Raw genomic sequence first — 12,333 nt, 5'->3', positions numbered from 1 at the left:
CGGGCTGCTCAGTAGCGCTCTTCGTCGCGCATCTGGCGGATCACTTCACCGGCAGGTGTCAGGGCCATCGGCATCTGGGCGCGGAACTCGGCCAGCGATGGCAGGGGCTTGCGCTTCTTCGTACCCTCTGCAGTCAGTCGCGCCACGGCCTTGCCGCGGCGGGTGATCACTACTTCCTCGCCGGCTTCGACGCGATCAAGGATTTCGCTCAGATGGCTCTTGGCTTCGGCGACGCTGATGTTGATGCTGTTGTCCACGGGCGATTTCCCAGTTGGTCATCTCGATGGTCATCCTACCACGCCGCCTATAATTCTCCCTCCAAAGAACACCTCCCGAAACCGATGACCTGGACCCCCTCGAGCTGGCAGGCCATGCCAGCTGTACAGCAGCCGAACTACCCCGATGCGAATGCGCTGGAAGCTGCACTCGGCGAACTGCGCCGCCTGCCGCCACTGGTCACGTCCTGGGAAGTCGATGCGCTGAAATCGCGGCTGGCCGAAGCGCAAGCCGGCAAGCGTTTCGTGTTGCAGGGTGGCGACTGCGCGGAAAGCTTTGCCGACTGCGAATCCGGTCTGATCGCCAACCGGCTGAAGGTGTTGCTGCAGATGAGTCTGGTCATGGTCCACGGGCTGAAGATGCCCGTGGTGCGGGTCGGGCGCATCGCCGGCCAGTACGCCAAGCCGCGTTCGGCCGATGTCGAGACCAAGGACGGTCTGACCTTGCCGTGTTATCGCGGCGACACCGTCAATCGGCCGGAATTCACCTCCGACGCGCGCATTCCGAACCCTGCCTTGCTGCTCGAAGGCCACAAGCGTTCGGCGATGACCATCAACTTCGTCCGTGGCCTGATCGATGGCGGCTTTGCCGACCTGCATCACCCGGAATACTGGGATCTCGACTGGGTGCATCACGCGCCACTCGCCGAGCAGTACTCCAAGCGGGTCGAAGCGATCACCGAATCGGTGAAGTTCATGGAAACGCTGGCCGGCCAGCCGATCCACGACTTCAATCGCGTCGAGTTCTACACCTCGCATGAAGCGCTGCTGCTGGCTGCGGAGGCCGCGCAGACGCGTCAGGTGCCGCGCAAGCCGGGCTGGTACAACCTGTCGACCCATCTGCCATGGATCGGCCTGCGCACGGCGGCGGTCGATGGCGCGCACGTCGAATACATGCGCGGCATCCGCAATCCGATTGCCGTGAAGCTCGGCGTGTCGATGAGCGCGGAATGGGTGCAGGAGCTTTGCCGCCTGCTGAATCCGGACAAGGAACCGGGCCGCCTGAGCTTCATTCATCGCCTGGGCGCGGGCAAGGTGGAATCCGGGCTGCCGAAGATGATCGATGCGGTACGCGCCGCGGGCCATGAAGTGCTGTGGCTTTGCGATCCGATGCACGGCAATACCCAGACCGCTGGCAACGGCCTCAAGACCCGGCGCTTCGACGATATCCTCAGCGAAGTCGAAGCTTCGTTCGCGGTGCATGCGGCCTGTGGGTCGCGGCTCGGCGGCGTGCATCTGGAGCTGACCGGCGAGGACGTCACCGAATGTCTCGGCGGTGCCCGTGACCTCACCGAAACCGACCTCGAACGCGCTTACCGATCGGCCGTCGATCCGCGTCTGAACTACGAACAGGCGCTGGAGTTGTCGCTGAAGATCGCGGCCCATGGTGGTCACAAGCCGTAGCTTGGAAAAGCCGCGGGCGCATCCCGCCGCGTTGCATGACCGAAGCCAGGAGCAGGGAAAGCATGGGCAAGAACTTCAGCAAGCTCGCAGTACTGGCAGTGGTGATCGTCATCGCCGCCGCCGTCACCTTCTGGCTGACCCGTGCACGCCACGGTGATGAGGACTACGACTACGCGGCCGCGTTCGAATCGCTGGACCCGGCCAGCGGCGCGCCGCTGTTCCGCATTGCTGATGTCGCCGGCCGCACCGAAGCCGAACTCGCGGTCGTGCTCGGGCCGCCCTGGGATTGCGAAAGCTCGCTGTATTCGCGCCGCTGCCGTTACGCACCGGGCAGCACCGAAGTGGTGTTCATTGATGGCAAGGCGGACTGGCTGACGGTTCGCTCGCCGGGCGAAGTCGCCTTCGATGCCAGCGTGCTGACTCGTATCGGCCTGGTCGAGAAGAAGCCGGACCAGAGCACCACCGAAGAACTGATCTGGACCGGCGTTGCCGGCCTGCGTGAAGTGCGCGCCGTCAGCAGTGGCGATGGCGTGCAGATGCTGCGCATCAAGGTGAAGTCATGAGCGTGGTCATGACTCTGGGGCGCGGTGTCAGTGCGCTGATCGGCGCGCTGCTGATCGCAAACAGCGCCACGGCGGATGAGCTGAAGCTGCTGCGGATCACGCCGGCCGGTGAGGATGTCGAAGCGGGTCAGCAGCAGATCGTGCTGGCCTTCGATCGCGCCGTGGTGCCGCTAGGCCGCATGGAGCGCAAGCCCGAAGAAGTGCCGGTGACCATCACGCCCACGCTGCCCTGCGAGTGGCGCTGGATCGATATCACGACCCTGGCCTGCCAGCTGCCGGAGGAAGCGGCACTGACGCCGGCCACGGCCTACACCGTCGAGGTGCATCCGGAACTGGTCGCCGACAGCGGCGCGAAGCTGCTGAAGAGCATGAGCCATCGCTTCATCACCGCGCGGCCGGCCTTGCGCTACGGCAGCGTGGCGTCATGGCGTTCGCCGACCCTGCCGGTGATTCGCGCGGTGTTCGATCAGCCGGTCACTGCGGCTTCGCTGCAAGCAGCGGCAAATCTCGGTGGCATGCCGGTGATCGTCGAAGCCGATCCGCAGGACGATGAAACGCCTTACTACGTGCCGGCACTGCACGGCATGCCGGCGGGCGAGGCGCGCAAGCAATGGCGGGTGCTGCCAGCGAAGCCGCTGCCGGCCGATCGCGATGGCGAGCTGCAAGTCGGCCCGGGGCTGGTATCGGCGCTCGGCACCGAGCGCGGCGTTGCCAGCGACAGCGCCGCACCGTTCCACACCTTTGCCGACCTGCGCCTGCTCGGCCTGCAATGCGTGACGGCCGGCGGCCAGACCTTGCTGACCCGGCCCGGCGACAAGGCGCCGCTCTGCGATCCGCTGTCGAACGCGGCACTGGTGTTCACCGCGCCAGTCGAAGCCGAAGGCAATGGCCGCAAGCTGAGGATCACGCCGGACCCCTCCGGCGGCCGCAAGGACTACGACCCCTGGGCGAACGCCTCGACCAGCTGGTATGCCGGCTCGAGCAACCGCGACAACAGTCGCTACCTGCTGCGCCTCCCGTTCACCTTGAAGGCCGATGCCGAGTATCGGATCAGCGGCGGCGAAGACATCCACGATCTGTTCGATCGCAAGCTGCCAGATTCAATCAAACCGCCGATCAGCCTCACCTTCCGTACCGCGCATCGCAGCCCGAATCTCAGCTTCTCGCATCCGCAGGCCGTGCTCGAAGCCGGTATCGATGCCGAAGTGCCCGCGGTGGTCACCAATCTCGACAGTGTCGAGATCGCCTACACGCGGACCACGGCGAGCGGTGTCGAGCGCAATCTCAAGGCCAGCCGTCCGGTGGCTCAGGCGCGGGACATCGCCTTCGCGATGCCGCTCGATATCCGCAAGCTGCTCGATGGCCATTCCGGCGTCGTCGAAGGCTGGCTGACGACTAGGCCGGCGACTGGCAAGTATCCGCTGCAGCGCCCGGGCGAGCCGCTGTTCGCGCAGGTCACGCCCTGGCAGGTGCACGCCAAGTTCGGCCACTACAACACCCTGGTCTGGGTCACCGAGTTCGCCACCGGCAAGCCGGTGGCCGGTGCTGCCGTCGATCTGTTCGTTGCCAAGCCGCCGGTGTGGCAGCCGGAGTCGTCGAGCGATGCGGTCGCCGTGAAGACCGATGCCGATGGCCTGGCCGAACTGCCCGGCGCTGCCAGCGTCGATCCAATGCTCACGTACAGCGGCTGGAATGCGAAAGCACCGCTGGCCGTGCGGGTGGTGCGCGATGGCGACATCGCCGTGCTGCCGCTCAATGACGGCTTCAGCGTCGATACCTATCGCGCTTCCGGTTACGAGGTCTACGCCTCGCGCCAGCAGCGCCACGGCCATCTGAAGAGCTGGGGCACCACGGCGCAGGGCGTCTATCGCGCCGGCGATACCGTGCAGTTCAAGCTCTATGTCCGCAACGAGGCCAACAAGGCGCTGGCGGCTGCCGAGCGCGGGCCATACAAGCTGCGCGTGCTCGATCCGGCGGACCAGGTGGTGCATGAGCGCGACGGCCTGACCTTGTCCGAATTCGGTGCTGTCGATGGCGAGTTCGCGGTGGCCAAGCAGGGCAAGGTCGGCTGGTATCGCTTCGAGCTGGAAGCCAGCTATACCGCCGCCGATCGCGAGCCGGACAGCGAGGGCAAGCGGCATCCGGACACGCTGTATCCGATGCAAGTGCTGGTCTCCGATTTCACTCCGGCGCCGTTCAAGCTTGCGGCCGAGATCCACGCCAAGCGCGTGGCACCGGGCCAGCCGTTCACTGCGCTGCTTCGTGCCAGCCTGCACAGCGGCGGCGGCTTCAGCGGCGCGCCGGCCACGATCAGCGCCAGAGTCGAAGCGGCACCGTTCACCAGCAAGGATCCAGCTGCCGAAGACTTCAGCTACTCGGCCGATGCCGGCGACGATCCGCGCGGCAGCCGCGGCATCTCGACCAAGCGGGCGACGACCAATGGCCAGGGCGAGTTCAGCGCCGAGTTGACCGCGCCCGAGAGCGACATCGCCTGGGGCACGGTAATGGTCGAAGCCAGCGTGCAGGACGATCGCGGCCGCACCATCGCCGCTGCGGCATCGGCGCCTTACGCCGGCCGCGATCGCTTCATCGGCCTGCGCAGCAAGGACTGGCTGCTGAGCCAAGGCAAGGCGACCAGCATCGAAACCCTGGTCAGCGATGCCGATGGCAAACCAGCGGCCGGCACGCCGCGCTATGTGCGCATCGAGCGTCGCGATGTCTCGGTGGCCCGGGTCAAGGACATCGGCAACGCTTATGTCTCGCGCTACAGCGAGAAGTGGGTCGATGTCGCGATCTGCAAGGGCCGCTCCACCGCCGGCCCGCAGGCCTGCGCGTTCACGCCGGATGCCGGCGGCCAGTACCGGATCACCGCGATGGTTCGCGATACCCAGAACCGCCTGCATCGTTCCTCGCGCTGGATGTGGGCCAGCGGCAGCAATCACTTCGTCTGGCAGGAGAAGGACGATTACGGCCTGGAACTCGATGCCGATCGCAAGCGCTACAAGGTTGGCGATGTCGCGAAGATCCTGGTCAAGAATCCGTACCCCGGCGCGATCGCACTGATCACCACCGAGCGCTACGGCGTCATCGATCGCCGCACCCAGGTGCTCGAAGGTTCGACGCCGGTGATCGAGGTCAAGATCACGCCGGAGCATCTGCCGGGCTTTTATCTGTCGGTGGTCGTGCAGTCGCCGCGTGTGGCGAGCCCGCCGCCGGATGGTGATGTCGATCTCGGCAAGCCGACCTTCCGGATGGGTTATCGGACGATCACCGTCGATGATCCCTACCGGCAGATCGATGTCGAGGTGACCGCCGACAAGGCCAAGTACCGGCCGCGCGAAACCGCGAAGCTCAGCATCAGCGCGACCCCGAAAGCAGCGCTCGCCGATCCGAAGATGGAGCTCGCCGTCGCCGTCGTCGACGAAGCGGTCTACGACCTGATTCGTGATGGCGAAAGCTATTTCGATCCTTATCGTGGCTTCAACGGCCTGCAGAGCCTGGACCTCGCCAACTACAGCCTGCTGACCCGTCTCGTCGGCCGCCAGAAGTTCGAGAAGAAGGGCGCGACGCCGGGTGGTGATGGCGGTGCCGATCTCAGTTTGCGTTCGGTCGACAGATTCATCGCCTACTGGAACCCGTCGCTGGTCACCGATGCCAATGGCAGGGCCAGCTTCGACTTCGTGCTGCCGGACAATCTCACCGCCTGGAAGGTGATCGTCCTCGCGGTATCGCCGGGCGATCGCTTCGGCCTCGGTTCGAGCAAGCTGATCTCGACCAAGGACACCGAGCTGCGGCCGGTGATGCCGAACCAGATCAGCAGCGGCGACCAGTTCCGCGCCGGCTTCTCGGTGCTCAATCGCGCCGATGCGCCACGCAGCTTGGTGGTGACCATCGAGGCGACGGGCGCTGCGACGGCGAAGACCGAACAGACCGTGAAGCTCGCGGCTTTCGAGCGCCAGACCGTGTATCTCGATATCGCCGCCGAAGTGGCCGGCAATGAGCCGGGCACCATCGCGTTCAAGGCGACGGCGGGCGATGCCAAGGACAAGGATGGCCTGACGTTCAGCCTGCCGGTGAAGCCACGCCGGCCGACGGTGACCGCCTCCGAGTTCGGCTTCCTCGATGACGGCAGCGCCACGACGCCGATCGAAGTGCCGGCCGGCAGCTTGCCCGGCGGCGAAGTCGCGGTCCGCTTCTCGCCAACCGTGCTCGGCAATCTCGACGGTGCCTTCCGCTATCTGCGCGACTACCCCTACCTGTGCTGGGAGCAGCGCCTGACCAAGGGCGTGATGGCCGCGCAGTACGGCCGCCTGCAGCCCTGGCTCGACCCGGCGTTCGCCTGGCCGGAAGCACCGGGCATCGCCACGCAGTTGTTCGCCGATGCCGCCGGTTTCCAGGCCCAGAACGGCGGCATGACCTACTGGAACGGCGACGAGTCGCGCGTCAGCCCTTATCTGTCCGCCTACACCGCGCTGGCCTTCGAGTGGCTGCGTGCCGCTGGCTTGCAGCCGCCGCAGGCGGTGCAGACCAAGCTCGATGGCTATCTGCAGACGCTGTTGCGGAAGAACGTCGCCGGCCAGTCCGCCGAAGCCTCGAGCACGGTGCGCGCGGTGGTGCTGGCGGCGCTGGCGCGGCGCGGCAAGCTCGATGCGGCGGAACTGGAACGTCATGCGCCGGCGCTGCCGCGCATGGGCCTGTTCGGTCAGGCGATGCTGCTCGATGCGGCGCAGCGGGTCGATGGTGGGTCTGCCGTTGCGCATTCAGCGCTCGATCAGATCCTGGCACGTGGCCAGCAAAGTGCCGGCACCTTCGTGCTGCGTGAAACCGAGGACAGCGCCTGGATTCCACTGCTCGGTTCGCCCTTGCGCGCCAACTGCATGGCGCTGATGGCCCTGGTCGGCAGCGACGACAAACTGGTTGATGACGATGCTTCGCTGCGCGAACTGCCGGCCAAGCTGGTGCGCTCGATCAGCCAGTCCCGAGGCGGTCGCGATCACTGGGAGAACACCCAGGAGAACGTGTTCTGCGCCAGCGCCATGGAAGCCTATGCACGGCGCTACGAATCGGCCGCGCCGGCGTTCACGCTGGAAGCGCTGCTCGATGGTCAGAGCTTCGCGAACGCGAAGTTCTCGACACCGCGCGATGCCGCCGTTGCGGCTGCCAAGCCGATCAAGGCCGAAGACATCGGCAAGCGTCGCGAACTGGAGATTCGTCATGCGGGCGAGGGCCGTGGTTACTGGGCCGCGAACGTCCGCTATGTGCAGGCCGATGATCAGGCCACTGCGGCGAATGCCGGCATCAGCCTGAAGCGCAATTACGCGGTGAAGCGCGATGGCCAATGGCAGGCGCTGACGTCACCGATGACCATCCGCCGTGGCGAACTGGTGCGCATCGAACTGCTGCTGAACACGCCGGTGGCGCGCAGCTTCGTGGTCGTCGACGATCCGGTGCCGGGCGGCCTGGAGCCGGTCAATCCGGATCTCGCGGTCAGCAGCGGTCTCGACGCCGCCGAGGCCGAGCCGCCGGGTTCGGCAAGCCCGTATCCGTTCTATCACCGCGAACTGCGCTTCGAAGCGGCGCGCTGGTTCGCTGATGAAGTCGGGTCGGGCAGCCATCGTCTGTACTGGGTGGGACAAGCCGTTGCGACCGGCGAGTTCGCCGTGCAGGCGCCGCATGCCGAAGCGATGTACGACCCCGATATCTTCGGCAACGATGTGCCGGCGCGCTTGATCGTCGAGGAAGCGGCGAAGCCTTGACTCAGGTCTTCCTCCCCCGCTTGCGGGGGAGGACTGAGGTAGGGGCGTTTGACTTTGGCGCTGCCGGCATACGCCCCCATCCCAACCTTCCCCCGTAAACGGGGGAAGGAGTCAGAAGCGCACGGTAACGCCACCAATAACAGTCCGCGCCGCACCCGGACGAATGCCGTTCTCGATGTCGACGATGTAGAGCTTGTTGGTCAGGTTGCGGCCGGTCACCCACAGCTCGGTCTTCGGCCCGGACCAGGGCAGGAAGTAGCCGACTCTTGCCGGCAGCAGCGTGTTCGACGACACTCGGCCGAGCACCACCACTTCGCGGATCTCGACGCTGTCGCCCGCCTGCACCGGCTTGCGATCTTCGTCGGCCAGCACGAAATCGCGGGTGTTCAGCAGGTCCGAGACGTAGCTGCCGAAGTGGTTGACGGTCAGCGATGCGTTCCAGCGTTCGCCGCCACGCAGGCCGACAGTGATGCTGCCGGCATGCAGCGGCGTTTCCGGCACGCGATTGCCGTCGAGTTCGCCTTCGGTGAACGTCGAGCGGGCGTAGCTATAGGCGACCGTCGAATTGGCGCGGACGTTGGTGCCGGCGATCGTCGGCGTCTCGTAGTTCAGGCCGAAGTCGAAACCGAGGCTGCGCGAGTCCGCCGAGTTGACGACGATGTTGGCGTCGTCGACGGTGTATGGCAGCTGCACGACGGTGTCGTAGATGAGGTTGTAGAACGCCGCACCTTCCACGTTCAGGCCGCTGGCCAGCTTGTGGCGGAAGCCGATCTGGCTGTTGATGCCGGTCTCCGGCTTGAGCGGAAACTCGTCTGCCGAGCGTGCGAAGGCCGGCGTGTAGCCACGCGCGACATTGGCGAAGATCTGTGTGCGTTCGACGCGGGTGTATAGCAGCGCCAGCAGGCGATCGTCACGCTCGCCATCGAACTCGAACTCCGCACCGGTGAAGCGGCGCTCGCGATGCTGGGTGTAATGCTCCGCTCGCAGGCCAGGCGTGATCTGCAGATTGCCAACCTGTACGGCGTCCTGGATGTAGCCGGCGATCGCCGTCGACTGGTACTTGTCGAGTCGCGCTTCGGCCAGTTCGCCTTCGCCGAAGTTGCTGCCCGGATTGCCCCTGGAGATGACTTCCCCGACGGCGCCGAAGCTGCGTCCGTCATCGAACAGCGAGCGCATCGCCTGTATGCCGAAGGCCAGTTCATGGCCGAGGCTGCCGGTCTGGAAATCGATCACGGCGCGCGTCTCCGCGCCGTAGTTCTCGTACAGCCGCGAACGGCTGACCATCACGCCGCTGACGCCGGGCTCGAACTGGTAGTCGGGATTGTCATAGACGAACGTCGGCAGCGCATCGACTGACACCGCTTCGGGATCGACGGTGAACCGGCGGCGATCGGTGCGCGTGGTGTAGAGGCGCGAGGACAGCGTGAGGTGCTCGCCATTCCACTGGTGCTTCAAGTCGTACTTCGAGAAGTCCACCGCCATGGTGTTGTACTGCTGACCGAAGCGGCCAAGCTTGCGCCGCGGCGCCAGCGCGTATTCCACCGGCGTCAGATTCGATTCGTCGTAGTTCGAATCTTCGAGCATCCGGGTGATGCTGAACTCCACCAGCTGCGATTTCGACAGCTGGTATTCGAGCTCGGCGTAGAAGTCATCGAACTGCGACTTCTCGACATCGAAAGCACCATCGGCATTGGCGCCGGTTTAGGCCACGGCGATGCCGAGATCGCCGATGGTCCGCGTGTGCGAAGCGTGGCGCTGGAAGTTGTCGTCATTGCCCTGGCCCAAGTCGATCTTGCTCTGCGGCGTCGTGGTCGGTGACAGCGAGCGGAAATTGACAATGCCGTGATTGTTCAGCGGGCCATAGATCACATGGCCGGTGCCCTGCAGCACTTCGACGTTCTGCAGCCGCTGCAGCGGCGGCGTGTAGTGGGCCGATGAATCCAGATACGGCGAGGCGTTGATCGGTAGCCGTCCTCCAGCAGCAACACCTTGCGCGAGCGCCGCGAAGGCGCGCCCCGCAGGCCGATGCCGGAGCGGCGGCCGGCGATATCGTCGTCGATCATCCGCAGGCCGGGCAGGCTGCGCAGCGCTTCGTGCAGGGGCACCGGCTTGAGTTCCTCGATGGTTTCGGCGGTCAACTGGCGAGCGGTGCCGGCGGTGTTCTCGATCGGCCCCTTGAACGTGCCTTCGACCAGCACCGGAGCCAGCTTCACCGCTTCTTCGGCCGTCGCGGATTCAGCCGTTTCCTGTGCAGCCGCAGGGGCGCTCCACAGACTGCCGGCGGCCATCAGGGCAGCGGCCAGCGCAATGGGTTTGCGGCGGCAGGGTGTCGTCGGCATGGTCTCTTTCCTCTCGGGGGATTTCTAGTCGTGGGCGGCCGCGCGGAAAAGCCGGCGGCGCGCGCCATGATCAGAAGGTCAGCGCTGGCAATAAATGGGAAAAGTTCCCCGAATCCGGCCGGTGTTCTCGGCATGTTGTGAAATGCGCCGAATCTTCACTTTTCATCCGTTGATCGTTGACGAGGATCAAAAATCCATTTGCCCTGGAGGCCGCGATGCGGGCCGCCGGTGGTAATTGCTGCAAATGAAATCGACCGATCCTCAGGCGTTCGCCGCGACAAGTCTTGAATCTCCCGAGTCACAGGAACTTCGTCCTGACGAACGCGATTTGCGCGGCCATTCGCGAACTTGGACACTTGACCCGCCCAGCGATGCGCATGCGCAACAGAGATCCGGGCGCCAAGGCCCTGGGGCCTATTCATCCAGAAAGGAAGTGTCTGCCGTGTCGATCCGGGTCTTGTGGTGCGCGTTGTTGGCGGTGTTGCTGACGGCCTGCGGGGGAGGCGGAGGTGGATCGGAAGGCGGCAGTATCTCGGTCAACAGGACCAGCCTGAGCTTTCAGGCAGACCAGTTCGCATCAGCGACCCCGGCGCAGACGGTGCGCATCACCGTCAACGACAGCCGCGCGGCGTTCGTCGGAGCGGCCTATCCCGACGGGCAGACGCCGGCCGACTGGCTGGCAATCAGTATCAGTGGCTCCGGCTCGACCTACGACGCCGTCTTCTCGGTCGCTGCGACCAATCTCGCGCCCGGGACCTACACCGCACGACCGAGCCTTGGCTATGCCGATGCCAGCGGCAACGTGCTCGGCTATCGCGATATCACCGTGACCTTGATGGTTCGAGCACGGCTGTCGGCCAGCGAGTTTCCGTTGACCGGCACGCTGGTGTTCGGCGATTCGACAACCACGATCGAACAGCTGGTCTCGGTGTCGGCCGATACCGTCACCTGGCGTGCAGCCGCGAGTGCGCCGTGGATTGTGGTGCCGGCAGGCCCGTTCACCGGCAGCCGGACGCTTTCGGTGACGCTCGACGCCAGCACCCTTTCGATCGGCGACTACGACGGCACGGTGACCCTGACCAACAGCGCCGATGCCGGCAACACTGTGATCATTCCGGTGTCGCTGAGCGTGACTGCGCCGACGCTGAATGCCGGGCCCGAAAGCCTGCAATTCGGCGGTGACGACGGTCTGGCCAGCACGCCGCCACAGCTGTTCAGCTTCCAGATCAATACCGGCGCGAACACCTATCCGTGGACCGTGACGCTGTCCAGCGATCCGCCCGCACCGGCCTGGCTCGCTGCCAGCGCGCTCGGCGGACAGGTCGGCGGCAGCAGTGCGTCGACGATGATTTCCGCGAACCGCGCGGTGCTGACCGGCGGCGTCTACATCGGCTCGGCGCGGCTCGACGTCGATGTCCGCGGCACCGTGCTGAGCTACACCTTGCCGGTGCGCCTGAATCGCGAGGTCGAACGCCTGCAGGTGGTGACCGACGGTGTCGCGTTCTCGCAATTCCCGTCGCGGCAACTGCTGAGCCGCGACATCGGCGTCACCACCAGCCTCGATCGCGCCGGTGTGCCCTGGTCTGCAAGCTCCAGCGCCGGCTGGCTCGGCGTGACGGCAAATGGCGTCACCGGCGGCGCCCTGCGTCTGACCGTGACGCCAGGCGTGCTTGCCGCCGATACCGTGCACCGCGCAACGGTCACGGTGACCGGCAACGATCCGGCAATCGGCACTGGCGAGCCGGCGGTGGAGACCATCGAGGTGTCGTTCTGGCGTTCGGGCACCGAGCCGGGCCGACTGTCGTACGCCGCCGAAGGTCTGCGTACCGCGACCAATCCGGTGCTGCCGCTGGCCTACAGCCACGAGGGCGGCAACCAGGTGGCGATACGCAACATCCACACCGGCGAGTTGCTGGGCCGATTCCCGATCGGCACCACCGCAGCGGGCTCGATGGCGGTCAGCTCCAACGGCGAGGTGTTGTACATCGTCGACGCC

General features: G+C 65.6%; 8 protein-coding genes. 4 read left to right on the top strand and 4 right to left on the bottom strand.

Annotation, left to right across the window (positions count from 1 at the left end):
• Positions 1 to 8: 8 nt before the first annotated feature.
• Complete coding sequence (locus tag Q0D45_RS02475) at positions 9 to 257, bottom strand: type II toxin-antitoxin system Phd/YefM family antitoxin (RefSeq protein ID WP_293388021.1); 249 nt, start codon at positions 255 to 257, stop codon at positions 9 to 11.
• An 84-nt stretch (positions 258 to 341) separates the two neighbouring features.
• On the opposite strand from Q0D45_RS02475, the gene Q0D45_RS02470 reads away from it, so the two are divergent.
• From Q0D45_RS02470 to Q0D45_RS02460, 3 genes are all read left to right on the top strand, one after another.
• A complete protein-coding gene (locus Q0D45_RS02470; protein ID WP_293388018.1) occupies positions 342 to 1,679 on the top strand; it encodes a class II 3-deoxy-7-phosphoheptulonate synthase in 1,338 nt (445 codons plus the stop codon).
• Between the two features lie 62 nt (positions 1,680 to 1,741).
• Positions 1,742 to 2,242 carry a hypothetical protein gene (locus tag Q0D45_RS02465; RefSeq protein ID WP_293388014.1) on the top strand — a complete coding sequence of 167 codons (501 nt, stop codon included), beginning with the start codon at positions 1,742 to 1,744 and terminating at the stop codon, positions 2,240 to 2,242.
• Positions 2,239 to 7,998, top strand: a complete 5,760-nt coding sequence (locus Q0D45_RS02460) for an alpha-2-macroglobulin family protein (RefSeq protein ID WP_293388011.1) — start codon at positions 2,239 to 2,241, stop codon at positions 7,996 to 7,998. The genes Q0D45_RS02465 and Q0D45_RS02460 overlap by 4 nt, the downstream gene beginning before the upstream one ends.
• 111 nt (positions 7,999 to 8,109) lie before the next feature.
• Here the strand turns inward: Q0D45_RS02460 and Q0D45_RS02455 are convergent, their stop codons facing one another.
• From Q0D45_RS02455 to Q0D45_RS02445, 3 genes are all read right to left on the bottom strand, one after another.
• Positions 8,110 to 9,603 (bottom strand): TonB-dependent receptor, encoded by a 1,494-nt coding sequence (locus Q0D45_RS02455; protein ID WP_293388008.1) that lies wholly within the window; start codon positions 9,601 to 9,603, stop codon positions 8,110 to 8,112.
• A 96-nt stretch (positions 9,604 to 9,699) separates the two neighbouring features.
• The gene (locus tag Q0D45_RS02450; RefSeq protein ID WP_293388006.1) at positions 9,700 to 9,888 is read right to left on the bottom strand and encodes a hypothetical protein; all 189 of its coding nucleotides are present in this window, start codon (positions 9,886 to 9,888) and stop codon (positions 9,700 to 9,702) included.
• Complete coding sequence (locus Q0D45_RS02445; RefSeq protein ID WP_293388003.1) at positions 9,864 to 10,337, bottom strand: Plug domain-containing protein; 474 nt, start codon at positions 10,335 to 10,337, stop codon at positions 9,864 to 9,866. Before Q0D45_RS02445 ends, Q0D45_RS02450 begins: the two co-directional genes overlap by 25 nt.
• 598 nt (positions 10,338 to 10,935) lie before the next feature.
• Between Q0D45_RS02445 and Q0D45_RS02440 the strand changes: the two genes are divergently transcribed.
• Positions 10,936 to 12,333, top strand: a 1,398-nt coding sequence (locus Q0D45_RS02440; RefSeq protein ID WP_293388001.1) for a hypothetical protein, incomplete at its 3' end; no start/stop codon positions are given.

It is taken from the genome of Nevskia sp. (assembly GCF_023266035.1).
Classification (GTDB): domain Bacteria; phylum Pseudomonadota; class Gammaproteobacteria; order Nevskiales; family Nevskiaceae; genus Nevskia.
This window is presented reverse-complemented; position numbering and strand designations above follow the sequence as displayed.